The sequence below is a fragment of the Modicisalibacter sp. genome, assembly GCF_055145905.1.
In genome coordinates this window covers 232,940-257,852 of sequence record NZ_JBSREH010000002.1, presented here as the reverse complement: position 1 = coordinate 257,852, position 24,913 = coordinate 232,940, and the positions used below count along the sequence as shown (strand labels likewise).

The following is a 24,913-nucleotide window of genomic DNA, read 5'->3' as shown; positions in this document are numbered from 1 at the left end:
CGGTGCCGGCTATCTGTCGATACGCTGGCTGCCACGCCTGCCGCGGTTCGCGATCACCGGTCTGGTCGCCGGCCTGATCTGGATGCCCAGCAGCTTCACGCTGCCTCTGCTGGACAAGGCGTCGACCTATCATGGCATGGCGCCGTCGGTCGTGGTAGCGGGGATCGCCTTCCTGCAGAAGGACCAGGCGGCGCTGGGCCAGGCCCTGCCGCTGGTGCTGCTGGGCTGTGCGCTGGGCGCCGCGGCCGGGGCCGTGCTGGCGATCTGGTTCCGGCGTCGGCAGCGGCGTCCCGAGGACGACGGCAACCGTCCGGGAGGCGGCAGCAGCGACGTGCCGCAGGCCCGCCAGGAGCCGGTGGTCGGCTGAGGACGGCGCATGCAATGGTTGATGGCGGTATCGCTGGCGGTGGCGCTGCTGAGCGCGTCGGCACAGGCCGAGCCCGCGTCGCCGCCGCCCGGAAAGGCCGATGTCCGGCTGGTCTTCGATGTCTCCGGCAGCATGAAGCACAACGACCCCGAACGGCTGAGCGGCAGTGCCCTGGAGCTGTTCGCGGGGCTGCTGCCCTCGGGGGCGCGGGGCGGTCTCTGGACCTTCGGCAGCGAGGTCGACAACCCGCTGCCGCCGGCGGCGGTCGATGAGGCCTGGCGCCAGCAGGCGCTGGCCCTGAAGCCGGCGCTGGTCGCGGATCAGCAGTATACCGACATCGAGGCGGCCATTCGTCGGGCGGCCTCTGCCGCCCCGGCGTCAGGGCCGCGTCACGTGATCCTGCTGACCGACGGCATGGTCGACATTCCCGGCGGCGCGGACAAGGCGGCGCGCGATGCCGCCTCGCGGCGGCGGCTGATCGAGGAGCTCGCCCCGAGGCTTCATGACGAGGGTGTCGTGGTGGACGCCATCGCCTTCTCCTCCCACGTCGACCGCGACCTGCTCGAGACGCTGGCCCGCCGGACCGGTGGCCTGGCGGCGGTGGCCGAGGATCCCGATGCGCTGCTGCGCGCCCTGATGGACGTCATCGAGCGCATCTTCCCGCGGGATCAGGTGCCCCTGGCGCGGGGGCGCTTCCCGATCGACAGCACGGTCGAGGGGTTCTCGGCGCTGCTGTTCCATGACCCCGAGGCACCGGCGCCGACGCTGGTCGCGCCGGACGGGCAGCGTTACTCGGTCGAGGTGCACCCCGACACGATCCGCTGGCAGCATCAGCCGCGTTTCGACATCATCCATGTGCCGTCGCCGGATGCCGGCGAATGGCGCATCGAAGGGCCGGTCGGCCCCGACAGCCGGGTGAGCGTCGACTCCCCGCTGGCGCTGCGGACCGGGCCGCTGCCGGCGACCCTCTATCAGGGCTTCGAGACGCCCATCGAGGCCCGCGTGACCACGCCGGACGGGGCTGCGCTCGCGTCGCCCCTGGCGCTGCGCGCCGAGTTGCGCGACATCGATGGCACGCTGCGCCAGTCGGTGGCCCTGGCCGCCGAGGGTGATCATTACCGCGGGGCACTGCCGCCACCGCAGGTGACCGGCAACGCCCGGCTGGTGGTGGTGGCCCGCAACGACACCCTGGTGCGCGAGCGCCGTCAGGCGGTCAATGTCCTGCCGCCGATTCATGCGCGGCTTGCCGAGAGTGACAGGCGCGTCCTGCTGCGTGCCGAGCACCCGCGGCTGAATGTCGACAACACGCAGCTGTCGGCAGCGCTTCAGGGCGATTCCCTGCCGGTGGTCGAGACCGGGGCGGCGAGCTGGCGCATCGACTTGCCGGCGCTGGACGCCGATGTGTCCGTACCGCTGACGGTGACGGCGGACATGACCCTGGACGGGCGCACTCGCCACGTCACCCTGCCGGTGATCCGTCTCAATCCCGGGGCCTCTACCCGACTCGATGGCGTCAGCCTCGACCGGCCGCCGGGGCAGGCCGAGGCCCTGGCGTCGGAGTCGGCCACGGCCGACGAGGACACTGCCGGTGCGGCCGGTGGGCCGACGAGCGCGGTCAGCGCCTGGCTGGCGGGGCTGCCCGACGAGGCCCGGGGGCTGTGGCAGGCGGTGCCGCCCCGGCTGCGGCGCTATCTGCACGAGCGTCGCGACGACCCCCTGGCCTGGGGCGTGTGGGGTGTAGTGTTGCTGATTCTGGTGCTGGGCGTGTATGGATGGCGTCGCGGGCGCTCGCGGCGGCGTCCGGCCAAGCGGGAGGAACCCCATGTGTGAACTGCTGGGCATGAGTGCCAATGTGCCCACCGACATCTGCTTCAGCTTCGCCGGGTTCCTGCAGCGCGGCGGCGGCACCGGACCGCATCGTGACGGCTGGGGCATCGCCTTCTACGAGGAAGGGGGGTATCGCGACTTTCGCGACCCGCACCCGTCGGTGGATTCGCCCATCGCGCGGCTGATCTGCGACTACCCGATCAAGTCCCGGGTGGTGATCAGCCACATCCGCCAGGCCAACGTCGGCGGCGTGCACTTGGCCAACACCCACCCCTTCACCCGCGAGATGTGGGGGCGCCCCTGGTGCTATGCCCACAACGGGCAGCTGGCGGGCTGGGAAGGCCTGCCGCTGGCGTTCTATCAGCCGGTGGGCGGCACCGACAGCGAACATGCCTTCTGCTGGCTGCTCGGCGAACTGCGCCGGCGCTTTCCGCACCCGCCCGGCGATCCCGAGATGCTCTGGGCGACCCTGCACGCTTTGTGCGAACAGCTCCGGGCGCTGGGCGTGTTCAACCTGCTGCTCTCGGACGGCCGCTACCTGTTCGGCTACTGTTCGACCAAGCTGGCGCATATCACCCGCCGGGCGCCGTTCGGCCGCGCCCAGCTCAGTGATGCCGAGATGACCGTCGACTTCGCCGAGCACACCACGCCTCACGACGTGGTGTCGGTGATGGCCACCGAGCCGCTTACCGCCAACGAGGACTGGGTGCGCATGCAGCCGGGGGAGCTGGTGGTGTGGCGTGACGGCGAGATCGTCGCCCGTTATGCGAGTGACGGGCCGGCCACGGCGAATGCCCCGGAAGATTGCGGGGTGGAACGCTAGTTTCAATCGGTCGTTTTACAGCGTGTCAACCCTGCGCTAAGGTGGTCGCGACAACAAGACAGCGTATCGACCGATGTCGAGCGAACCTGCGGAGACCCGCCCATGAGTCAGCACGCCAACGACTTCATCCTTGCCGGCCCGCCCCTGGAAGGCGAGGACGACTACGCGTCGATCAATGATGTCTTCGCCGCCTCGGTGACGCGCTTCGCCGAGCGGCCGGCCTTCAGTTGCATGGGCCGAACCCTGAGCTATCGCGAGCTCGATCGCCTCTCGGCCGACTTCGCCGCCTGGCTCCAGCACGAGACGGACCTGGCGCCGGGGGACCGCATTGCCATCCAGCTGCCCAACGTGCTGCAGTTTCCGGTGGCGGTGTTCGGCGCGCTGCGAGCGGGGCTGGTGGTGGTCAACACCAACCCGCTCTATACCGAGCGCGAGATGCGCCATCAGTTCACCGATTCCGGTGCCCGGGCGATCGTCATCCTCGCCAACATGGCCGCCAAGCTCGAGTCCATCCTCGCCGATACCGAGATTCGCCACGTGGTCGTGACCCAGCTGGGCGACCTGCACGGCTTTCCGCGGCGGCCGCTGATCAATCTGGCCGTGCGGCACGTCAAGAAGCTGGTACCGCGCTACCATCTGCCGGATGCCCTGACGTTGCGCGATGTGCTGGGCCGCGGCGCGCGGCAGTCGCACCGGCCGGTGGCGCGCCGGCGCGACGACATTGCCGCGCTGCAGTACACCGGCGGCACCACCGGTACCGCCAAGGGCACCATGCTGACCCACGGCAACCTGGTGGCGAACATGCTTCAGGCGCGCGCGGTGATCAGCGACGTGCTGGGCGAGGGGTGCGAGACGGTCATCGCACCGCTGCCCGTCTACCATATCTACACCTTCACGGTGAATTGCCTGTTCATGATGGAGACCGGCAATCACAGCGTGCTGATTCCCAACCCGCGCGACATCGCCGGCTTCGTCAGGACACTCAAGTCGCAGCCGTTCACCGGCTTCGTCGGCCTCAACACGCTGTTCAATGCGCTGTGCCAGCGCGAGGATTTCCGTGCCCTGGACTTCTCCGAGCTCAAGCTGACCATCTCCGGCGGCATGGCGCTGACCCGGGCGGTCGCCCAGCGCTGGGAGGCGGTCACCGGCTGCCCGGTGGCCGAGGGCTACGGCATGACCGAGACCTCGCCGATCGTCTCCTTCAACCCGCCGGCGGCCATTCAGCTGGGCACGATCGGCAAGCCGGTACCGGGCACCGCGGTCAAGGTGATCGACCCCGACGGCGTCAGTCTGCCGCGCGGCGAACCCGGCGAGCTGTGCGTCCGCGGGCCGCAGGTGATGAAGGGCTACTGGCATCGGCCGGAGGACACCGCACGGACCCTGGATGCACAGGGCTGGGTGCGCACCGGGGATATCGCCGTGCTGCAGGAGGACGGCTACATCCGCATCGTCGATCGCAAGAAGGACATGATCATCGTCTCCGGCTTCAACGTCTATCCCAACGAGATCGAGGATGTGGTCGCCGGCCATCCCGAGGTGATCGAGGTGGCGGCGGTCGGCATCCCCGACGATGCCACGGGCGAGGCGATCAAGCTGTTCGTGGTCGCGCGCGGGGACACGCTCGATGCCGAGACGCTGCGCACCTGGTGCAAGCGGGAGCTTACCGCCTACAAGGTGCCCCGGTTCATCGAGTTTCGCGACGAGTTGCCCAAGACCAACGTCGGCAAGGTGCTGCGCCGCCGGCTGCGCGATGATGACGAGCGCGCGGCGCCTACCTGAGGGTCGCCCGCGCCGGTATTGAAACCGTGCCTCGATGCCACCAGTGTCGACAGGGTGGGGGTGGTGTCCGCCCCCGGCGACGAGTCAAGGAGTGACCGATGCGTATCGAGACGATCAAGTCAGAAGGCGTGGCCCATCTGTCCTACATGGTGATCGACGGCAACGCGGCCGCGGTGATCGACCCCCGTCGGGACATCGATGTCTATCTTCGGGTGGCCCGGCGGGAAGGCGCCAACATCACCCATGTCTTCGAGACCCACCGCAACGAGGATTACGTGGTGGGCTCGCGCAGCCTCGCCACCGTGACCGGGGCCGAGGTCTTCCACGGCCGGGGCGGCCGGGTGGAGCATGCCCGGCCGGTCGCCGACGGTGAGTGCTTCGCTATCGGCAAGGCCCGGCTCACGGTGCTGGAGACCCCGGGCCACACCTTCGACAGCATCTCCCTGGCCCTGGCCGACACGAACTTCGCTGACACGCCGGTCGCGGTGTTCACGGGAGATACGCTGTTCATCGGCGATGTGGGTCGCGCCGACTTCTACCCGGATCGTCGCGAGGAGATGGCGGAAAAGCTCTACGACAGTCTCTTCGACAAGCTGCTGCCGCTGGGCGATGGCGTCCAGGTCTATCCCGCGCATGGGGCGGGGTCGGTGTGCGGCAGCGGCATGGCCGATCGCGAGTTCTCCACCCTGGGCTACGAGCGGCGCTTCAATCCCCGGCTGCAGCTCGAGCGGGAAGCGTTCATTCGCGCCAAGAGCCAGGAGCACCATTACCAGCCGCCTTACTTCCGGCGCATGGAGACGCTCAACGACCGGGGCGTCGAGCCCGATGCGCTGCCGCGGCCGCGCGCCCTGCCGCCCGGCGCCTTCGCCGAGCGCCGTGACGACGGCATGACGGTGCTCGACCTGCGCACGCCCGAGGCGTTCTGCGGGGCGCACATCCCCGGCAGCCTGTCCATGCCCACGGCGGTTGCGCCGGGCTACATCGGCTGGCTGGTCGGCCACGAGACGCCGCTGGGGCTGGTCCTGGATGACGGCGCCGATGTCGAGGAGGCGCTGCGCGAGCTGTATCGGCTGGGCTACGACCGGGTCGAGGCCTATCTGACACCGGGCATGACGGCCTGGGAGGCGAGTGGCGCCGACTACGGCGTGGTGCCCACCGTCTCGGCCGCGACGCTCAAGCAGCGCTACGCCCAGGGGGATGAGTTCGTGCTGCTCGACGTGCGGGCGATCGACGAGTACCAGGCCGGCCACCTGCCCGATGCCACGCACGTCTATCTCGGTTATCTGCCCGACCGGCTGGATGAGCTGCCGCGGGACAAGCCGATCGTGACCTTCTGCGGCAGCGGCAAGCGGGCGGCGGTCGCCGCCTCCCTGCTGACGCGTCACGGCTTCACACGGGTGGAAAACTGCCTGGGCTCCATGGCGGCCTGCCAGGCGGTGGGGTGCCGGATTGTCGATTGACCCCGGACATCCCCGACCGTGAGGGATATAATGACTGGCTTGCCCCGAGGTTTCTCGGGGCAAGTCGCGTCGTGATCCACTCGATGAGGTTGCCTTGAGTACCACCACCTCCGACCCCGCACTCTCCCGTCAACAGGCCCTGATCACCCGCCAGCGCGCGCTGGACGGAGTGCTGCTCAGCGATGCCCACCGCCTGGGCCGGCGCCTCGAGGGGCTGACCCGGCGCGCCCGTGACGGCAAGCCGATCGACCGCGCCCTGCGCGAGATCGATGCCCGGCTGGCCGAGTCCCGGGCGCGGCTGGAACGGCGTCGCGCGCTGCCGGTGACGCTGGACTATCCTCCCGCGCTGCCGGTGGCGGAGAAGCGCGAGGATATCCTGGCGGCGCTGCGCGAGCATCCGGTGGTGGTGGTGGCCGGCGAGACCGGCTCGGGCAAGACCACCCAGCTGCCCAAGCTGTGCCTGGAGCTGGGGCTGGGGCGGCGCGGGCTGATCGGCCACACCCAGCCGCGGCGGCTGGCGGCGCGCTCGGTGGCCTCGCGGCTGGCCGAGGAGCTGGCGGTGCCGCTGGGCGAGCAGGTCGGCTACCAGGTGCGCTTCACCGACCAGACCAACGAGTCGACCCTGGTCAAGCTGATGACCGACGGCATCCTGCTGGCCGAGACGCAGCACGACCCGGACCTGTCCCGCTACGAGGCGATCATCATCGACGAGGCGCACGAGCGCAGCCTCAACATCGACTTCCTGCTCGGCTACCTCAAGCGGCTGACCGCGCGGCGGCCCGATCTGAAGATCATCATCACCTCGGCGACCATCGACGTCGATCGCTTCGCCCGGCATTTCGCCCGCGACGACGGCACGCCGGCGCCGGTGGTGCAGGTTTCCGGGCGCACCTACCCGGTCGAGGTGCGCTATCGCCCGCTGGTACGCGAGGAGGACGACGAGGAGGATCGCACCCTGCAGGAGGGCATCCTGCACGCGGTGGAGGAGATCGAGGCCGTCGAGCGCGAGCAGCGCTGGTACAGCGGCCCGCGCGACGTGCTGATCTTCCTGCCCGGCGAGCGCGAGATCCGCGAGACCGCCGACACCCTGCGCCGCGCCGACCTGCGGGGCACCGAGATCCTGCCGCTCTACGCGCGGCTGTCCAATGCCGAGCAGAACCGGGTCTTCCAGCCCCACGCCGGTCGGCGCATCGTGCTCGCCACCAACGTGGCCGAGACCTCGCTGACCGTGCCCGGCATTCGTTACGTGATCGACCCGGGGCTGGTGCGCATCAGCCGCTACAGCTACCGTGCCAAGGTACAGCGCCTGCCCGTCGAGCCGGTCAGCCAGGCCAGCGCCGACCAGCGCAAGGGGCGCTGCGGGCGTATCGCCGAGGGCGTGTGCATCCGCCTGTACAGCGAGGAGGACTACCTCGGGCGCCCCGCCTACACCGAGCCGGAAATCCAGCGCACCAACCTGGCCTCGGTGATCCTGTCGATGCTGTCGCTCAAGCTGGGCGACATCGAGGCGTTTCCCTTCGTCGACGCCCCGGACTCCCGCTTCATCAAGGACGGGTTCCGGCTGCTCTTCGAGCTCGGCGCGGTCGATACGAATAACCGCCTGACCCGGCTGGGCCGCCGCCTGGCCCGCCTGCCGATCGATCCGCGCCTGGCACGCATGGTGCTGGCCGGCGCCGAGCAGGCGTGCCTGCGTGACGTGCTGGTGGTGGTCAGCGCCCTGGCGATCCAGGACCCGCGCGAGCGCCCGGCGGACAAGCGCCAGGCCGCCGATCAGAAGCACCAGCAGTGGAACGATGTGGATTCGGATTTCATCGCCTGGCTCAACCTGTGGCACGGCTTCGAGGCGGCCCGCGAATCGCTTTCCGGCAACCGGCTGCGTCGCTGGTGCCGCGACAATTACCTGAGCTACCTGCGCCTGCGCGAGTGGCACGACACCTTCCGCCAGCTGCGCCAGCTGCTGCGTGACATGGACATCAGCGTGCCGGCCGCCGGCCAGCTGCCGGCACGCGTGCCGGGCGACGAGGCCAGGGTGGACCGCGAGGCCCACCGCCATGCCTATGCGACGATTCACCAGGCGCTGCTCGCCGGGCTGCTGTCGAACCTCGGCCAGCTCGTCGAGAATCGCGAGTATCTCGGCGCGCGCAACCGCAAGTTCGTGATCCACCCCGGCTCGGGGCTGGCCAGGAAGTCGCCCAAGTGGGTGATGGCCGGCGAGCTGGTCGAGACCTCGCGGCTGTTCGCCCGCGATGTCGCCCGCATCCAGCCGGAGTGGATCGAGCCGCTGGCCGGCCACCTGGTCAAGCGCCACTACAGCGAACCGCACTGGGAGATGAAGCGCGCCCAGGTGGTGGCCTTCGAGCAGGTCACGCTGTTCGGGCTGCCGATCGTCAACCGGCGCAAGGTGCATTACGGCCCCATCGCCCCGGCGCAGGCCCGCGAGCTGTTCATCCGCCGGGCTCTGGTCGAGGGGGAGTATCGCACCGGGGCCGCGTTCTTCGCCCACAATCGGGCGCTGATCGACGAGGTCGAGGATCTGGAGGACAGGGCGCGAAAGCGTGATATCCTTGTCGATGAGGAAACGCTGTTCGATTTCTACGATCAGCGGCTGCCGGAGGACATCGTCAACGGCAAGGGCTTCGAGCACTGGCGGCGCCAGGCGGAGCGGGACGACCCGAACGTGCTCAAGCTCGACAAGGCCGCGCTGATGGCGCGGGAAGCCGATGAGGTCAATGCCGCGCAGTATCCGGACACCCTGACGCTGGGCGGGGTCAGTTACCCGCTCGGCTATCACTTCGCACCGGGGGCCGAGGACGATGGGGTGACGCTGACCGTACCGGCGGCGATGCTCTCGCAGCTTCCCCGCCATCGGCTGGAATGGCTGGTGCCGGGGCTGCTTCGCGAGAAGTGCATCGCGCTGCTCAAGTCGCTGCCCAAGTCGGTGCGCCGCCAGGTGGTGCCGATTCCCGACTGGGTCGATGCGGCACTGGAGTCGCTGACGCCCGACGACATCCCGCTGACCGAGGCGCTCGGTGAGTTCCTGCGCGTCAAGACCGGCCTGCGCTTGGCTCCCGACGACTGGCGGACCGATCAGCTCGAGCCGCACCTGATCATGAACCTGCGCGTGGTCGACCACGAAGGGCGGGTGCTGGGGCAGGGTCGGGACCTGCCGGCCCTCGAGAAGCGCTTCGCCGAGGCGGCGACGGCCGGCGCCCGGGCGCTGGATGTCGCCGGCGACACCGCGGAGACGCTGGAGGATCTGCCCGAGACGCCGCTGGCCGAGTCGCGCACCACCACCCAGGCGGGCATCCGGGTCGCGGCCTACCCGGCGCTGGTCGAGCGCCGCGACGCGGCGCTGGCCGTCGAGCTGTTCGAGCACCCCGACAAGGCCCGCGAGGCGCACCGGCAGGGCGTCAAGCGCCTGGCCATGCAGCGCCTGCCGGATCAGGTCAAGGCCCTGCGGCAGCTGCCGGGGATCGAGCGCTGCGCGCTGCTGTTCGCCAAGGTCGGCAGCAAGCGCCAGTTCGTCGACGATGTGGTGGAGGCCGTCTTCCTGCACGAGATCGCCGTCGATCCGCTGCCGCGCTCCCGGGAGGCGCTGGCGGCGCGGATCGACGAACGCCGTGCCGGCCTGGTGGCGTACGGCGAGTCGCTGCTGCCGATCGTCCAGCGGGCGCTGGAGGGCCATCTTGCGGTGACCAAGGCGATGAAGGGCAATCTCAGCCTGTCCCTGGCGCTGGTCTACAACGACCTCAAGGCGCAGCTGCAGCGGCTGGTGCATCCCGGCTTCATCAGCGAAGCGGGGGAGTGGATCGCCGAGTATCCGCGCTACATGGAAGCGGCCGCCATCCGTCTGGAGAAGGCACCGCGGGAGCGCATGCGTGACCAGATGCTGATGCAGGAGGTCCAGGATTTCGAATCGCGCCTGACCCAGCGCCGCGAGGCCGAGCGGCGTGGCGGCCACGAGGACCCGGCGCTGCTCGAGTTTCGCTGGTGGATCGAGGAGCTGCGCGTGTCGCTGTTCGCCCAGCAGCTGGGTACGCGCATGCCGGTATCCGTCAAGCGGCTCGAGCGTCACTGGGCCGAGATCACCGGAAAGCGCCCGGGCTGAGCGGGTGCTTCCAGGGCGGCGCAGTGCCGTCGCGAGGAGACCACAATGACACAAGCCGTGATTACCGGTACCGGGCTCTACACGCCGCCGCATGCCATCGGCAACGACGCCCTGGTGGCGGCCTTCAACGCCTGGGTGGACGGCGAGAACGAGCATCATGCCGAGGCCATCGCCCGCGGTGAACGCGAACCGCTGGCGCATTCGAGCAGCGAGTTCATCGTCAAGGCATCGGGCATTCACAGCCGCCACGTGATGGATGCCGAGGGTATCCTCGACCCCGCGCGAATGCGGCCGAAACTGCCCGAGCGCGGTGACGAGGCCCTTTCTCACCAGGCCGAGATGGGCCTGGCGGCGGCGCGCGAGGCGCTTGACCGGGCGCGGGTCGCCGGCGAGGACATCGAGCTGGTGATCGTCGCCTGCTCCAACCTCGAGCGGGCCTATCCCGCCGTCGCGGTGGAGCTGCAGGCGGCGCTGGGGGCCGGGGGGCATGCCTACGACATGAACGTGGCCTGCAGTTCGGCAACCTTCGCCATCGATGCCGCGGCCAATGCCGTGCGCAGCACCGGCGTGCAGCGCGCGCTGGTGGTCAATCCCGAGATCTGCTCGGCGCACCTCAACTTTCGCGACCGTGACAGCCACTTTATCTTCGGTGATGCCGCCACCGCCGTGGTGGTCGAGGCTGATAGCGTCGCCGTGTCGCCGACGCGCTTCGCCATCCTCGGCACCCGGCTGATGACCCGCTACTCCAATGCCATCCGCAACAATGCCGGCTTTCTCAACCGGGTCACCGACAGCGACCCGCTGGCGGCGGACAAGCTGTTCGTCCAGGAGGGCAAGCGCGTCTTCAAGGAGGTGTGCCCGATGGTCGCCGAGCTGATCGCCTCGCACCTGGCGTCGCTCGGGATAAGCGGCGAGGCCCTCTCGCGGCTGTGGCTGCATCAGGCCAATCGACACATGAATGCGCTGATCGCCCGTCGCGTGCTGGGCCGCGAGCCGGCGCCCGAGGAGGCGCCGGTGATCCTCGACCGCTACGCCAACACCAGCTCGGCCGGGTCGATCATCGCCCTGCATCGCCATCACGACGACCTCCCGGATGGCGCGCTGGGGGTGGTGTGTTCCTTCGGAGCCGGATACAGTGCCGGCAGTGTGATATTACGTAAGATAGACGCACGCAAGGTGAACGAATGACACAATGGGGCAAGGGCATGCTGGGGGTGACAGCGGGACTGATGCTGGCCGGCTGTGCCAGCCAGGGCAACGTCGCCGCCAACCCGCAGGACCCCTGGGAAGGGTTCAACCGCAAGGTCTTCGCCTTCAACCAGGTGCTGGATCGCTATGCGATCAAGCCGGCGGCGCAGGGCTACAACTTCATCACGCCACAGCCGGTGCAGAAGGGGGTCGGCAACTTCTTCTCCAATCTGGGAGAGGTGAGCACCATCCTCAACAGCGCGCTGCAGTGGAAGTGGGCCAATGCCGGGGTCGCCTCCGGGCGCTTTCTGATGAACACCACCCTGGGGCTGGCCGGTTTTCTCGACCCGGCGACCGACTTCGGGCTGACCGAGCACGAGGAGGACTTCGGCCAGACCCTGGCGGCGTGGGGGGTCGGCGAGGGACCCTACGTGGTGCTGCCGCTGCTGGGCGGACGCACCCTGCGCCATGCCGGTGGCCTGCCGGCGGACTGGTATGTCGACCCCGTGACTTATGTCGAGGAGGACAGCACCCGCTACGGGATCCGCGCGCTCGACGTGATCAACTACCGGGCCAGCGTGCTGGACGAGGAGGCGCTGATTCAGGGTGACCGCTACAGTTTCCTGCGTGATACGTACCTGCAGCGGCGACGCTTCGAGGTCAACGATGGCGAGACCGGCAAGGATCCGTTCGCGACCGACGACTTCGATTTCGAATCCGGTGATTTCGCCGAGTAAGAGTCCGACCCATGGACAAACCGCGCACTTTGATTGGCCTGCTCGACCTGCCGGGTGATGACCGGGATGCGCTGGCCGAGGCTCTCGGCACGGGGCTCCTGGCCGTGGCCGCGGCCGAGCGTCTCGAGGACCTGCCCGAGAGTGTCGAACTGGTCGTCGCGCATGTCCGCGCGGTGCCCAGCCGGCAGTGGACGGCGCTGGCCAGGCGCCACCCCACGGTGGTGGTGACCGAGTCGCGCCTCGACGACGAACTGCTCCACGCCGTGGACTCGGGGCTGGTCGACTACCTCGTCGAGCCGCTGCGTCACGGTGACGTGCTGCGTCGCCTGGTGGCTCGGGCCGTGGAGCACCAGCGGCTGGCCGAGGCCCATGCCCGGGATCGGGCGCGGCTGGTCGAGCTCAACGAGAATCTCGAGACGCATCTGGCCATGCTGCGCCTGGATCAGCAGGCGGGCGGCCATGTCCAGCGCAAGATGCTGCCGCCCACCCCGCTCGTGCTCAACGGCGTGCGCTGCGACTACTGGCTGGAGCCGTCGCTGTATCTGTCGGGCGACTTTCTGGATTTTCTGCGCTTCGATGCGCGCTACAGTGCCTTCTATTTCGCCGATGTGTCGGGGCACGGGGCATCGTCGGCCTTCGTCACGGTGCTGTTGAAGTACCTGTGCAACCGCTGGCTGCAGGAGTGGCACGGCGAGTCGCCCGAGGCCCTGCCGGCCAGCTGGCTGGCGCGCCTCAACCACGAGCTGCTGGACACCGGGATCGGCAAGCATGTGACGCTGTTCGTCGGCGTGCTGGATCGGACCGAGCGCTGCCTGCACTACTCGCTGGGCGCCCAGCTGCCGATGCCGCTGCTCAAGGACGATGACGGGATCACGGTACTCGAGGGGGAGGGCATGCCGGTGGGCTTGTTTCCGGGCCTTGCCTACCCCACCTATCGGCTTGACCTGCCCGCGAACTTCCGCCTCTGGCTGTGTTCGGACGGTGTGCTCGAGTGCCTGCCCGGCGAGACACTCAGCGCCCGGCTCGACGAACTCAAGCGGCGCGTCGCGGCGAGTGACGACATCGAGGGGCTGCGGGCCGGGCTGAACGTGGCCCGGGATGACACGGATGTCGACCACCAGGAAGAGCTCCCCGACGACCTGACCATCATGACGCTGAGCGGTTTCGACCATGACAAGCAATGACGGACGGCTGAAGGCGGCATTCGACGCCGGCGTGTTCGTGCTCAAGCTGTGCGGCGACGTGCGCCTGACACTCTGCGCGACGCTCGACAACGAGGCGCAGCGTCTCGCCAACATGCCGGGGCTGACGGCGGTGATCGTGGACCTGCGCGAGGCGACCAACGTCGATTCGACGGCCCTGGGCTTTCTGGCCAAGGTGGCGCTGGCGGTGAAGGGGCGGCTGAGTCATCCGCCGACCATCGTCGTCGACCACCCCGATGTGCGCCGCATGCTCGACGTCATGGGCTTCTCGCGCTACTTCACCCTGGTCAATGCGCCCATCGCCGAGCCGGGCGGGCTCAACGACCTGCCGGCAGTGGAGGCGGACGAGTCCGGCCTGCAGCAGCGCATCCTGGAGGCCCATCGCATCCTGATGCGCATGAACGAGCACAATCGCGAGGAGTTCAAGCCGCTCGTCGAGCTGCTCGAGACGCAGCAGCAGAACTCGCCCACCGGCTGAGCGGCCAGTTCTGTCTTATCCTGACCGCTGACATCGTCAGTGCAACCGCTTCGTTCTTCGTTGTTGACAGTCCGGTTTCTTGTTTCCCGCCTTGAATCCGGTGCGATGCCGTGTAGGAGCGGGGTATCAGACGGGGGCCGGTTGTGCCTCGTCGTCACATGCCAGCGTTGGTTGGCTCGCGGATCCTGAAGCGTCTGACAGGACCGCTATATCTGATGTGGCCTCGTCGCCAGGGCGTCTAGTGGCGGCACTGGCGAAAACGGTCGTGGCGGAGTCCATGTCAGCCCCCGAATCGGCTGCGGTCGAGTCGGGGGCAAGTCGAAAGCGGGCCACGCTGTCGCGCAGCCGGTCCGCATCGCTCTGCAGGGTCCGGGCGATCTCGCTGGCCTGCAGGGCGCGGCGCCGATTGCCCAGGGTTACGCTTTCCATCTCGGCGACCGCGGTGTTGACCTGCTCGAGGCCGCGGCTCTGCTCGTGTGAGGCATTGGCGATCTCGCCGACAAGTTCGCTGACCTGCCCGATGGCCTCGACGATCGCCTGCATGGTCCGGCCGGCGCGGCCGGCGAGTTGTACCCCGGCTTCGACACGCTGGTCGGAGTCATCGATCAGTTCGCGAACCTGGCTGGCAGCGGTCGCCGAGCGCCCCGCGAGATTGCGGACCTCGCCGGCAACCACCGCGAAGCCGCGCCCTTGTGAGCCGGCCCGGGCCGCTTCCACCGAGGCGTTGAGGGCTAGAATGTTGGTCTGAAAGGCGATGGTGTCGATCAGCGTGACGATCTCGCCGACTCGTCGGGAGCCCTCCTCGATACCGCGCATGGTGTTGGTCATTTCGTCCATGACCCGGCCGCCATCGTACGCCTGGTGCGCCGTGTTGGCGGCCAGGTCGCTGGCACGGTTGGCATTGTCGGCGTTGTGGGCGACAGTCGTGGTCAACTGATCGAGGCTGGTGGCGGTCTCTTCCAGCGAGGTCGCCTGACATTCGGTGTCGTCGGAGAGCTCGGCGTTTCCCTGGGCGAGGTCACGAACCCGTGCATGCACCGCCTCGCCGCTGTTACGGACGCCATTCACCGTCGACGCCAGGTTGTGTCGCAGCTCCTCGAGTCCCAGGAAAAGCCGGCCGATCTCATTGGTCCCGCGTGCCCCGACGGGATGGGAAAGATCGCCGTCGCGCATCTGCGCGAAGTGTACCAGCAGGTCGCGCAGTGGGCGGGTCACGTGACGGGCCACCCAGAACAGCATCAGACCGCCCAGCACCAGGCTGACGAGCAGGGCGCCGGCGATGGCGATGTCGAGCAGCACACTCATGGCGTTGAAGGCACTGACCAGGGCGTTGCCGCGCTGGCGCGAGGTCGTGAAAAAGTCATCGGCGCTGGCCATGAATGCCTGGCTCATCGCGCTGACCCGCGAGCGCCCCGACTGATAACCGCTGACGTCGCTGTCCTCGAGGCTCATCAACTGCAGGGAGAGGCCGGTATTGAGCAGCGACTGGAAACGTTTGGCGAGCGCCTCGGTCGCCTTGGCCTGACCGGGCTGCGGTGGGATGGACTGAAAGTGTTCGAAGGCCTGGCTGGCACCGGTGAGTAGGGTCTTGGCTTGTTCGATGACTGGCCCCGGGCGATCGAAGGAGGGTTTGGCGAGAAGGGCGGCGGCACGATCCATCGCCACCCGGGCGCGCAGCATGTCGATATAGGCCCGGTCCAGCGCGGAGGATTGCTCGACATGAATCTGATCGAGCGTGCCGAAGGTCTGGCGGCTGTAGTGATTAGCGTACAGGCCCAGAGCGCCGACGCTCAGCACCATGAGGCTGAAGACGGCCAGCACGGCCGTCCAGGTCGCGCGGACGGACAGATTATCGAGAGTTTTCATGAATGACCCTTGCGATGATTCGATTTCTTTTCGTGCCGCTCTGGGTGCGGCATCGGGTCGGTTCTAGCAGGGATGTGTTGCAGTTTGGCTAATATGGCAGCATCGCCCTGACAATCGTCCGGGCCTGCTATGATGTGCGCCCGACCCGATTGACTACCGACGTAAGGAAACGTATGTCGCCGATCACCCCACGACGGATTGCCCTGCTGGTGGCGGCCAATACCGCCATTGCGCCGCTGGCGATCGATGCCTACCTTCCCGCCATTCCGGCGCTGGCGAGGACCGTCGATGCCAGCGTGCATCTGACCGAGCTGTCGGTGAGCCTGTTCCTGTTCGGCTTCGCCCTGGGCCAGTTGATCTTCGGGCCGCTGTCGGACCGGCTGGGGCGGCGCCCGGTGCTGCTCGGCGGAGTGGTGGTCTTTCTGCTGACCAGCCTTGCGATCACCCAAGTGAATTCGCTGGAGATGCTCTGGGCGCTGCGTTTCCTTCAGGCACTGGGGGGTGGGGCATCGGTGGTCAACTCGGCGGCGATCGTGCGCGACTGCTTCAGTGGACGCGAGGCGGCCAAGGTTCTGTCGACCATGGTGATGATTTTGATGCTGGCACCCTTGGTGGCGCCGGCACTGGGTAGTGCGCTGCTCTACCTGGCGGACTGGTGGCTGATCTTCGCCTTCCTCGCCGGCTATGCGGGCTTCGTGCTGTGGTTGTTGCACCGCTACCTGCCGGAGACCCATGGCCGTGACCCGGATGCGCCGAACTTCGTGCAAGTGCTCGGCAACTATCGCAGCGTACTCGCCCACCGCGAGGCGATGGGCTACATCTGTGCGGTGTCGATGTCCTTCGCCGGAATGTTCGCCTTCATCACCGGGTCGCCGTTTCTCTACATGGAGTATTTCGATCTGTCACCGGCGGCCTATCCCTTCGTCTTCGGCGCCAACATCCTGGTGATGTCGGCGTCCAATCGCGTCAATATTCGCCTGCTGCGCTATTTCTCGCCACAGAACAATCTGCTCTGGGGGCTGGCGATTCAGTTGGTCATGGGCATCGTCCTGCTGGCGGTCTTCGCGCTCGGCTGGGATTCACTCTACTCGGTGGTACCTTTGCTGGTGGTGTTTGTCGGCATGCAGGGGCTGATCGGTCCCAACGCCATGTCGTCAATGCTCGATCACTTTCCACACATGAGCGCCACGGCGACGGCCATGCAGGGCAGCATCCAGTTCTCCTGCGGCGCGCTGGCCGGGGTGCTGGTGGGGGCCTTCCAGATTCCCAGTGCCTGGCCCATGGTGCTGACCATGGTCGGTGCCTCGGTGATCGGCAACGTCGGAGTGCGCGTACTGTCTGGCCATGCCCTGCGGCAGGCACCGGCATCGCCATGACGCTCAGCGAGTCAGGGGGCGGCGCGATCTGTGTCCGGCCTTTCCTTGACCGTGATGATCTGTCACGCTCCCGACCTGGCTGCTTTCATGGGGCTGGAGGCGCCACCCTGGGGCTGGAGGCGCCGCCCGGTCCTCGCTGCACTGAAGAGCCCGCTGGCCTTGCGTTTCGCCCCGCGGATGGGAGTGAACGATGCTGGCTTCCCGGACAGGCGTTCCACGTCCGTTGGCTGTCACGAAGCTGTCATCTTCCTGCGGCATCTTGTGCAGAGAGAAGGTTGAACACTCTCATCGACAGGAGTTACCCGCATGAACCGCATCCTGAAGACCACTGCCGTTGCCGCCGCCGTGATGGGCGTAGTCGGTGTCGCCCAGGCCCGTGAGCAGCTTCGCATCGTCGGCTCGAGCACGGTCTACCCGTTTGCCAGCTATGTCGTGGAAGAGTTCGGAGCGACCACCGACTACCAAACGCCGGTTATCGAATCCACTGGCTCTGGTGGCGGTTTGAAGCTGTTCTGCGCCGGTGTCGGTGAGGACACTCCGGACATCACCAACGCCTCTCGACCCATGAAGGTCTCCGAGTTCGAGCGCTGCAAGAAGAACGGGGTCACCGATATCACCGAGGCGACTATCGGCTATGACGGTATTGCCTTCGCCGAATCGAGCGACAACGACCCGATCAACCTGACTCGTAAGCAGATCTTCCTGGCGCTTGCCGCCAAGGTGCCGCAGGATGGCAAGCTCGTTGCCAACCCCTACAAGAAGTGGAGCGACATTGATCCGTCGCTGCCGGATCGCGAGATCTCCGTCTATGGACCGCCCACCACTTCCGGGACCCGCGATGCCTTCGAGGAACTGGTGATGGAAGCCGCCTCTGAAGACATGAAGGCCTACGGTGGCAAGGCCTACACTGACATCCGCTCGGATGGTGCCTACATCGACGCTGGAGAGAACGACAACCTGATCGTTCAGCGTCTGGCCGAGGATACCGATGCCTTCGGCATTTTCGGTTACTCTTATCTGGAAGAGAATTCCGACACCCTGACTGGTGCCAGCATCGACGGTGTCGAGCCCACGCCCGAGACGATCAGCTCTGGCGATTATCCGGTGTCGCGTTCGCTGTTCTTCTACATCAAGAACCAGCACGCCGACAGCGTGCCGGCGATGTACGAGTACGCTAACCTGTTCATGAGCGAGAAGATGATCGGGCCGATGGGTTACCTCAAGGGGCTGGGTCTGATCCCGCTGCCGGAAGACATGCGCAAGATGCAGCGCCAGCAGGTAAAGAACCACGAGAAGCTCGAACTGGCCGACCTCAAGTAAGTCAGCGTCGCCCATGAGAAGCGAGGCCGGCGACGAGAGTCGTCGGCCCGTTTGCATACCGAAAGGCCCTCGAGGCCCGGGGCCAAGTGTCATTTGGTTCCGGGGCTGACGGGGCGGGGTCCGTAGCAAGAGACCGATTATGCTGTCCAACCTGACTTTACTGACGTTCTGTGCGGTGCTGGCGGTGCTCGGCCTGATCGCATTCGTCGTGGCGCGCGCCAAGGCTTTGCGCACGCGCCAGGCAGGGGTGGCGATGTATGCCCAGCCCGATCAGTACGCCTGGTTTTCGGTGCTGGCCACGGCCGGCCCGGCCATTCTGGTGGGGGCCGTCGGTGCCTTCGTCATGCTGCTGCTGGGTGCTGAGATACCCACGCCCTACCTGCTTGCCGCAAGCCTGGTGATTGCCGCCATTGGGCTGTTCGTCGGGGTCATGCAGGTGCGTCCCGATTTTCACGCTCGTCAGGCCATCGAGCGGGTGATTCGCCTGGCGCTGGCCTGTGCAGCCCTGGTGTCGATCGTGACTACCTTCGGCATCCTGTTGTCGATCATTTCCGAAGCGATCCGCTTCTTCCAGATGCAGAGCCTCTGGGATTTCCTCACCGGCACCACCTGGGCGCCGGGCGATAGTTTCCTCGCCGCGGCCGGACGCGGCGGCGAGGTGGAGAGCGTTGCCCAGTTCGGCTCGGTGCCGCTGTTCGTAGGCACTTTCATTATTTCGTTGATCGCCATGCTCGTGGCGATACCGGTCGGGCTGCTCGCGGCAATCTACATGGCCGAATTCGCGCCGCCGCGGATCCGTACCCTGGCAAAGCCGGTGCTGGAGGTGCTGGCCGGCATCCCCACGGTGGTCTATGGCTTCTTTGCGGCGATCACCGTGGCGCCGATCATCGTCGACTTCGCCGGCTTCTTCGGCCTCGATGCTTCCTACAATAACGCCCTTGCGCCGGGTGTGGTGATGGGGATCATGATCATTCCCTTCATCTCGTCGCTGTCCGATGACGTGATCAACGCGGTTCCCGACAGCATGCGCGAGGGTTCACTGGCGCTGGGCATGACCAAGAGCGAGACTATCAAGAGTGTGGTGCTGCCCGCGTCGCTGCCGGGCATCATCTCGGCCTCGCTGCTCGCCGTCTCCCGTGCGCTGGGGGAGACGATGATCGTGGTGATGGCTGCCGGCATGCGTCCCAACCTGACCGCCAACCCGCTCGAAGACATGACCACGGTGACCGTGCGTATCGTCGCTGCGTTGACCGGCGACCAGGAGTTCGAAAGCGCCGAGACATTGTCCGCCTTTGCCCTGGGGCTGGTGCTGTTTGTGGTCACCTTGGCCCTCAACATGGTGTCGGTACTGATGATTCGCCGCTTCCGCGAAAAGTACCGCACCAACACTCTGTGATACGACGAGGTTCGTTACACTCATGAGCCAATCCTTCGACGAGATCACCGCCCAGCTCAGGCGGCGACATCGGCGCTCGGCCAACCTCAAGCGGATGTCGATGGGCGCGCTGATCCTCGCTGCGGCCTTCCTGGTGGTGTTCATTGGCGACATGCTGGTCAAGGGGCTGCCCGCCTTCCAGCAGGCCCAGATTCAGATCGAGGTGAACTACAGTGAGCAGGCCCGGGAGATTCCGCCTGCGGCGGTGGGCGACGACGTGCGCTCGCTGGTCAGCCGTGGCTACCTGCGCCTGATTCCATCACGGATGGAAGAAAATCCAGAGCTGCTCGGCACGCAGCGTATGGAGTGGGTGATCGCCGACAGCACTGTCGATCAGTATCTAAAGGGGCACAATTCGGAACTTCGTCCCAAGGAGAAGCGCGTCGTCGATCGACTGGTCGAGCAGGGGCGTGCCGAGCTGCGCTTCAATACTACCTTCTTCACCACAGGTGACTCGCGGATGCCCGAAATGGCGGGGATCGCCGCGGCAGCGATGGGCACGGTGATGACGCTGATCGTGACCATGGCTGTGTGTTTCCCGGTCGGAGTGATGACCGCGGTCTATCTCGAGGAGTTCGCACCCGACAACCATCTTACCCAGATCATCGAGATCAACATCAACAACCTGGCCGCGGTCCCGTCGATTCTCTTCGGTCTTCTGGGGCTGGCGGTCTACATCAACTTCTTCGGCGTGCCGCGCTCCTCGCCGCTGGTGGGTGGCCTGACGCTGGCGTTGATGACGCTGCCGGTGATCATCATCGCCACCCGCACGGCGCTACGCAGTGTGCCGGATGGCATCCGCCAGGCCGCCTTCGGTGTGGGCTGTTCACGCTGGCAGGTAGTGCGCGATCATGTCCTGCCGCTGTCGCTGCCGGGCATCCTGACCGGGTCGATCATCGGCATGGCCCAGGCGATGGGCGAGACCGCACCACTGATCATTGTCGGTATGGTGGCCTTCATTCCCGATGTCTCGGCCTCGTTTACCAACGCCGCCACGGTGATGCCGGCGCAAGTCTTCACGTGGGCGGGCGACCCGAGCCCCGCCTTCGTCGAGAAGACCGCCGGCGGCATTCTGGTCCTCCTCGCGGTGCTGATCACGCTCAATGCCACTGCAGTGTTGCTGCGCAAGAAATTCGAACGTCGCTGGTAAGCCGGCGACTATCTCGAGGACACGATTCATGCTCAACGAACAGACTACCCAGGCGAAGGGGCAGGCCATCGACGTGCCAACGGGCGATTCCACAAGGACTCACGCACCCCAGGCGGGGCAGCCGGGCGAGCCGGTCAATCGCAACAAGGAGGCTAACCACGAGTTGAGCATTCGCGTGCGCGATCTCAATCTCTGGTACGGCGAGCATCAGGCGCTGAAGAACATCAACATCGACATCTATCAGAAGAACGTCACTGCGCTGATCGGCCCCTCGGGCTGTGGCAAGTCGACCTTCCTGCGTTGCCTCAACCGCATGAATGACCTGATCAAGAGCGTGCGCATCCAGGGGCTGGTGGAGATGGACGGCCGCGATGTCAACGAGACAAAGATGGACGAGGTGGCCCTGCGCCGCAGGGTGGGCATGGTCTTTCAGAAGCCCAACCCGTTCCCAAAGTCGATCTACGAGAATATCGCCTACGCGCCGCGCATGCATGATCTGGTTGGGCGCAAGGCCGAACAGGACGAGCTGGTCGAGCGCGCACTGCGAGACGCTGGGCTATGGAACGAGGTCAAGGACAAGCTGCACCAGCCGGGCACCTCGCTCTCGGGCGGTCAGCAGCAGCGTCTGTGTATCGCCCGGGCGATTGCCGTGCAACCCGACGTGATCCTGATGGATGAACCGACTTCGGCGCTCGATCCGATCTCGACGGCGACCATCGAAGACCTGATGGACAAGCTCAAGCAGCAGTTCACCATCGTCACGGTCACGCATAACATGCAGCAGGCCGCCCGCGTTGCGGACTACACAGCGTTCTTCCATCTTGGCGAGCTGATCGAGTACAACGATACGCGGGTGATGTTCTCCAATCCACACATCAGGAAGACCGAGGACTACATCACCGGCCGTTACGGCTGATCGCAAGCCTGCCCGCGGCAGGCCTTGAACCCTCGCGGGAGGGCATGCTAAACCTATCGCCCGGGAGATGGCATGCCTCCCGGCGGCACGGTGTTTCCGGCCCGCCAAACCACCGTACTCACGGTTAATGATGCCTGCGAGGCGCCCGGGTGGCGCAGCAGGCGTCGTGCGTTCTGATCCTGTGCGTCTCGCGTTCTTGATTATGTTCGGCAACAGGACAGGGTCCTTCCTCATGTGGTTATCGATCATCGCCATCGGCAGTGGCGCGGCGCTGGGGGCCAACCTGCGCTGGCTGCTCGGCCTGTGGCTCAATGCACTGTTTCCCTCGCTGCCGCCCGGCACCCTGGTGGCCAACTGGCTCGGTGCCTGGCTGATCGGCGTGGCCATCGCGTTGTTCGGCCAGCTGCCGCTGGCGCCGGAATGGCGGCTCTTCGTGGTCACCGGCTTTCTCGGCGCGCTGACCACCTTCTCGACCTTTTCCGCGGAGATGCTTTCCGCCCTGCAGGGCGGGCGCTGGAGCCTGGCGCTGACCGGCATCGTGCTGCATGTCGGCGGTTCGCTGGCCATGACTGCCGTGGGCATGGCGACCTTTCAACTGATGCGCAACCTGGCGGGGGCAATACGATGACAGCCTGGCAGCAGGGATTCGAGGTGATCTTCATGGCGCCGGAGTCGCGTCGTCATCACGGCCGTTCGGCGCTGGAGGCGGTGATCGACGAGGCGCACGGGCTGGGTATCACTCGGCTGACGCGGCGCGCCGGCGAGATGAGCGCGGGCGAGGACGGGCATCGCCATTCGGCACACTTCTTCGAGCTGGCCGATCGCCCGGAGGAGGTGATGTTCGTGCTCGAGCCCGGCATGGCCGACCGGCTGGTCGAGGCGGTGGCGGCGGCCGGCATCCCGGTGTTCTGTCTGCGCCGGCCGGTCGAGTTCGCGCATCCGGGCCACTGAGCGGCGGCTCAGTCGAGCCGTTCGATGGCCACGGCGGTGGCCTCGCCGCCGCCGATGCACAGGCTGGCGATGCCCCGCCGGCCGCCGCGCCGGCGCAGGGCGTTGAGCAGCGTGACGAGGATCCGCGAGCCGCTCGAGCCGATCGGATGGCCCTGGGCGCAGGCACCGCCGAACACATTGACTCGCTCGTGGGGCAGGTTCAGTTCGTCCATGGCGATCAGCGTCACCACCGCGAAGGCCTCGTTGATTTCGAAGAGGTCGACGTCGTCGACGTGCCAGTCGAGTCGCTCGAGCAGCTTGCCGACGGCGCCGACGGGCGCCAGGGTAAACTCGCTCGGGTGGCGGGAATGCGTGGCGTGGCCGAGTATCCGCGCCTGGGGTGTCAGGCCGCGCGCCTCGGCGGCATCGCGACGGGCGAGCAGCAGTGCCGAGGCACCGTCCGAGATGGAGCTGGCATTGGCGGCGGTGATGGTCCCGTGTTCGCCGAAGGCCGGTCGCAAGGAACGAATGCGCTCCAGCTTGGCACTGAAGGGCTGCTCGTCCTGCTCGACCCGGCTCGTTCCCTGCCGGGAGGTCACGCTCACCGGCACGATCTCGTCGGCGAGTTCGCCATGCCGGTCGGCGGCCATGGCGCGCTCCAGGGAAGCGATGGCGAAGTCGTCCATGCGCTCGCGGGAGTAGCCGCGGTCATCGGCCACCTGCTGGGCGAAGGCGCCCATCAGCCGGCCGCTCTCGGCATCCTCCAGGCCGTCGAGGAACAGGTGATCCTTGAGCGCACCGTGGCCCAGCCGGTAGCCGGCGCGGGCGCCGGGCAGCAGGTGCGGGGCGTTGGACATCGACTCCATGCCCCCGGCGACCACCAGCGAGCCGCTGCCGGCGCGCAGGAGGTCGTGGGCCAGCATGGCCGCCTTCATGCCCGAGCCGCACAGCTTGTTGACGGTGGTCGCCCCGCAGGCGTCGGGCACGCCCGCGCGGCGCAGGGCCTGACGCGCCGGCCCCTGGCCGAGCCCGGCAGGCAGCACGCAGCCCATCAGGCCCTCGTCGATCTCGCCGGGCTCGACCCCGGCGCGCTCGATGGCACCGCGCACGGCGACGGCGCCCAGTTCCGGGGCACTGATGCTTGACAGGCTCCCCAGCAGGCTGCCCATGGGGGTTCTGGCTCCCGAGAGGATGACGATCTCGTCTGCGGCGTTCATGGGCGGTCTCCGAGGCTGGGCGCGGGTCGAGCACGGGGCGGCCGGCGCGTTGACCCGCTCTGACCCCTGTGGTTTGCTCGGATGAAACCAAGCAAGCGCTCGTTCAAGAATGACTCTAGAAAACGCCTCGTCGCGCCGCAAGGAGCTGGTCGGCATCGCGGCTCGTCTTTTCGTCGAGACGGGCTTCGACCGTACCACGGTGCGCATGCTGGCCCAGGCGATGGGCATCAAGTCCGGCAGCCTGTTCCACCACTTCCGCGACAAGCAGGCGATCCTCTGCGCGGTGATCGAGGAGGGCACGCAGCGCGCCCTGGCGATCGCCCGGCGGGAGCTGGCGGAGGCCGAGCCCCGGCCGCGGGCGCGCCTGCATGCCATGGCCCGGGCCCATCTGGAAACCCTGCTCAGCGATCGCAACGCGCATGTGGTCGCCCTCTACGAGTGGCGGCGTCTCGACGCGGCCTCGCGGGAGCGGCTGGTGCCATTGCGTGACGCCTACGAGCGGCTATGGGAGCAGGTGATCGACGAGGCGATCGCCGCCGGGATCATCACGGGAGACGCCTTCCTGGTGCGCCGTTTCGTGCTGGGGTCGCTCAACTGGACGGTACGCTGGTACAGCCCCTCGGACACGGTCGGCGAGGGCGGGCGCACCGCGGAGGATCTGGCGCGGGCACTGGTGGCCATGATCACCCGCGAGTGACGGACGGGCCGTCCCGGACTAGCTTCAGCATCAGGGC

The 24,913-nt window shown here is 67.1% G+C and carries 20 protein-coding genes and 1 riboswitch; of the genes, 18 read left to right on the top strand and 2 right to left on the bottom strand.

The features are described 5' to 3' along the window. The 10 genes from ACTCB7_RS03060 to ACTCB7_RS03015 all read left to right on the top strand — a co-directional run. Positions 1-367, top strand: a 367-nt coding sequence (locus ACTCB7_RS03060; RefSeq protein ID WP_463005510.1) for a hypothetical protein, incomplete at its 5' end; no start/stop codon positions are given. Between the two features lie 9 nt (positions 368-376). Further along, positions 377-2,197, top strand: coding sequence for a VWA domain-containing protein (locus ACTCB7_RS03055; protein WP_463005509.1), 1,821 nt, complete (start codon positions 377-379; stop codon positions 2,195-2,197). Then, on the top strand, positions 2,190-3,017 hold the full coding sequence (locus tag ACTCB7_RS03050; protein WP_163649001.1) for a class II glutamine amidotransferase: 828 nt from the start codon (positions 2,190-2,192) through the stop codon (positions 3,015-3,017). Before ACTCB7_RS03055 ends, ACTCB7_RS03050 begins: the two co-directional genes overlap by 8 nt. Before the next feature lie 102 nt (positions 3,018-3,119). Beyond that, complete coding sequence (locus tag ACTCB7_RS03045) at positions 3,120-4,796, top strand: AMP-binding protein (RefSeq protein ID WP_463005508.1); 1,677 nt, start codon at positions 3,120-3,122, stop codon at positions 4,794-4,796. 98 nt (positions 4,797-4,894) lie between these two features. Further along, positions 4,895-6,256 (top strand): MBL fold metallo-hydrolase, encoded by a 1,362-nt coding sequence (locus ACTCB7_RS03040; protein WP_463005507.1) that lies wholly within the window; start codon positions 4,895-4,897, stop codon positions 6,254-6,256. Positions 6,257-6,350: 94 nt separating this feature from the next. Then, positions 6,351-10,364, top strand: a complete 4,014-nt coding sequence (gene hrpA / locus ACTCB7_RS03035) for an ATP-dependent RNA helicase HrpA (RefSeq protein ID WP_463005506.1) — start codon at positions 6,351-6,353, stop codon at positions 10,362-10,364. A gap of 45 nt (positions 10,365-10,409) precedes the next feature. Beyond that, positions 10,410-11,552: a beta-ketoacyl-ACP synthase III gene (locus ACTCB7_RS03030; protein WP_224414631.1), complete on the top strand. Its 1,143-nt coding sequence runs from the start codon at positions 10,410-10,412 to the stop codon at positions 11,550-11,552. Further along, a complete protein-coding gene (locus tag ACTCB7_RS03025) occupies positions 11,549-12,289 on the top strand; it encodes an MlaA family lipoprotein (RefSeq protein WP_463005505.1) in 741 nt (246 codons plus the stop codon). Before ACTCB7_RS03030 ends, ACTCB7_RS03025 begins: the two co-directional genes overlap by 4 nt. Positions 12,290-12,300: 11 nt before the next feature. Continuing rightward, the gene (locus tag ACTCB7_RS03020; protein WP_224414633.1) at positions 12,301-13,473 is read left to right on the top strand and encodes a PP2C family protein-serine/threonine phosphatase; all 1,173 of its coding nucleotides are present in this window, start codon (positions 12,301-12,303) and stop codon (positions 13,471-13,473) included. Next, positions 13,460-13,969, top strand: coding sequence for an STAS domain-containing protein (locus ACTCB7_RS03015; protein WP_163648994.1), 510 nt, complete (start codon positions 13,460-13,462; stop codon positions 13,967-13,969). The genes ACTCB7_RS03020 and ACTCB7_RS03015 overlap by 14 nt, the downstream gene beginning before the upstream one ends. Positions 13,970-14,095: 126 nt before the next feature. Here ACTCB7_RS03015 and ACTCB7_RS03010 read toward each other — a convergent pair whose 3' ends face one another. Next, a complete protein-coding gene (locus ACTCB7_RS03010; RefSeq protein WP_163648993.1) occupies positions 14,096-15,835 on the bottom strand; it encodes a methyl-accepting chemotaxis protein in 1,740 nt (579 codons plus the stop codon). Positions 15,836-16,008: 173 nt separating this feature from the next. On the opposite strand from ACTCB7_RS03010, the gene ACTCB7_RS03005 reads away from it, so the two are divergent. The 7 genes from ACTCB7_RS03005 (at position 16,009) to ACTCB7_RS02975 (ending at position 22,983) form a co-directional block, all read left to right on the top strand. Then, positions 16,009-17,211, top strand: a complete 1,203-nt coding sequence (locus tag ACTCB7_RS03005) for a Bcr/CflA family multidrug efflux MFS transporter (RefSeq protein ID WP_163648992.1) — start codon at positions 16,009-16,011, stop codon at positions 17,209-17,211. Between the two features lie 306 nt (positions 17,212-17,517). Further along, positions 17,518-18,531 (top strand): PstS family phosphate ABC transporter substrate-binding protein, encoded by a 1,014-nt coding sequence (locus ACTCB7_RS03000; RefSeq protein WP_163648991.1) that lies wholly within the window; start codon positions 17,518-17,520, stop codon positions 18,529-18,531. 139 nt (positions 18,532-18,670) lie between these two features. Next, on the top strand, positions 18,671-19,927 hold the full coding sequence (gene pstC, locus ACTCB7_RS02995; protein ID WP_163648990.1) for a phosphate ABC transporter permease subunit PstC: 1,257 nt from the start codon (positions 18,671-18,673) through the stop codon (positions 19,925-19,927). A gap of 22 nt (positions 19,928-19,949) precedes the next feature. Beyond that, entirely contained in the window at positions 19,950-21,116 is a 1,167-nt protein-coding gene (gene pstA / locus ACTCB7_RS02990) for a phosphate ABC transporter permease PstA (RefSeq protein WP_163648989.1), read from the top strand. A gap of 28 nt (positions 21,117-21,144) precedes the next feature. Next, complete coding sequence (gene pstB / locus ACTCB7_RS02985; protein WP_224414635.1) at positions 21,145-22,032, top strand: phosphate ABC transporter ATP-binding protein PstB; 888 nt, start codon at positions 21,145-21,147, stop codon at positions 22,030-22,032. A gap of 54 nt (positions 22,033-22,086) precedes the next feature. After that, a riboswitch (Fluoride riboswitch) is annotated at positions 22,087-22,176 on the top strand. 88 nt (positions 22,177-22,264) lie between these two features. Beyond that, positions 22,265-22,660 carry a fluoride efflux transporter CrcB gene (gene crcB / locus ACTCB7_RS02980; RefSeq protein WP_163648988.1) on the top strand — a complete coding sequence of 132 codons (396 nt, stop codon included), beginning with the start codon at positions 22,265-22,267 and terminating at the stop codon, positions 22,658-22,660. Beyond that, positions 22,657-22,983, top strand: coding sequence for a DUF190 domain-containing protein (locus tag ACTCB7_RS02975; protein WP_163648987.1), 327 nt, complete (start codon positions 22,657-22,659; stop codon positions 22,981-22,983). The genes crcB and ACTCB7_RS02975 overlap by 4 nt, the downstream gene beginning before the upstream one ends. A gap of 8 nt (positions 22,984-22,991) precedes the next feature. Here ACTCB7_RS02975 and ACTCB7_RS02970 read toward each other — a convergent pair whose 3' ends face one another. Further along, the gene (locus tag ACTCB7_RS02970; protein WP_163648986.1) at positions 22,992-24,179 is read right to left on the bottom strand and encodes an acetyl-CoA C-acyltransferase; all 1,188 of its coding nucleotides are present in this window, start codon (positions 24,177-24,179) and stop codon (positions 22,992-22,994) included. 109 nt (positions 24,180-24,288) lie between these two features. On the opposite strand from ACTCB7_RS02970, the gene ACTCB7_RS02965 reads away from it, so the two are divergent. After that, a complete protein-coding gene (locus ACTCB7_RS02965; protein WP_463005504.1) occupies positions 24,289-24,876 on the top strand; it encodes a TetR family transcriptional regulator in 588 nt (195 codons plus the stop codon). Positions 24,877-24,913 lie beyond the last annotated feature (37 nt).

Coding starts and splice junctions, on each gene's coding strand:
- ACTCB7_RS03055 (WP_463005509.1), top strand. CDS start 377: ATGCAATGGTTGATGGCGGTATCGCTGGCGGTGGCGCTGCTGAGCGCG.
- ACTCB7_RS03050 (WP_163649001.1), top strand. CDS start 2,190: ATGTGTGAACTGCTGGGCATGAGTGCCAATGTGCCCACCGACATCTGC.
- ACTCB7_RS03045 (WP_463005508.1), top strand. CDS start 3,120: ATGAGTCAGCACGCCAACGACTTCATCCTTGCCGGCCCGCCCCTGGAA.
- ACTCB7_RS03040 (WP_463005507.1), top strand. CDS start 4,895: ATGCGTATCGAGACGATCAAGTCAGAAGGCGTGGCCCATCTGTCCTAC.
- ACTCB7_RS03030 (WP_224414631.1), top strand. CDS start 10,410: ATGACACAAGCCGTGATTACCGGTACCGGGCTCTACACGCCGCCGCAT.
- ACTCB7_RS03025 (WP_463005505.1), top strand. CDS start 11,549: ATGACACAATGGGGCAAGGGCATGCTGGGGGTGACAGCGGGACTGATG.
- ACTCB7_RS03020 (WP_224414633.1), top strand. CDS start 12,301: ATGGACAAACCGCGCACTTTGATTGGCCTGCTCGACCTGCCGGGTGAT.
- ACTCB7_RS03015 (WP_163648994.1), top strand. CDS start 13,460: ATGACAAGCAATGACGGACGGCTGAAGGCGGCATTCGACGCCGGCGTG.
- ACTCB7_RS03010 (WP_163648993.1), bottom strand. CDS start 15,835: ATGAAAACTCTCGATAATCTGTCCGTCCGCGCGACCTGGACGGCCGTG.
- ACTCB7_RS03005 (WP_163648992.1), top strand. CDS start 16,009: ATGTCGCCGATCACCCCACGACGGATTGCCCTGCTGGTGGCGGCCAAT.
- ACTCB7_RS03000 (WP_163648991.1), top strand. CDS start 17,518: ATGAACCGCATCCTGAAGACCACTGCCGTTGCCGCCGCCGTGATGGGC.
- pstC (WP_163648990.1), top strand. CDS start 18,671: ATGCTGTCCAACCTGACTTTACTGACGTTCTGTGCGGTGCTGGCGGTG.
- pstA (WP_163648989.1), top strand. CDS start 19,950: ATGAGCCAATCCTTCGACGAGATCACCGCCCAGCTCAGGCGGCGACAT.
- pstB (WP_224414635.1), top strand. CDS start 21,145: ATGCTCAACGAACAGACTACCCAGGCGAAGGGGCAGGCCATCGACGTG.
- crcB (WP_163648988.1), top strand. CDS start 22,265: ATGTGGTTATCGATCATCGCCATCGGCAGTGGCGCGGCGCTGGGGGCC.
- ACTCB7_RS02975 (WP_163648987.1), top strand. CDS start 22,657: ATGACAGCCTGGCAGCAGGGATTCGAGGTGATCTTCATGGCGCCGGAG.
- ACTCB7_RS02970 (WP_163648986.1), bottom strand. CDS start 24,179: ATGAACGCCGCAGACGAGATCGTCATCCTCTCGGGAGCCAGAACCCCC.
- ACTCB7_RS02965 (WP_463005504.1), top strand. CDS start 24,289: ATGACTCTAGAAAACGCCTCGTCGCGCCGCAAGGAGCTGGTCGGCATC.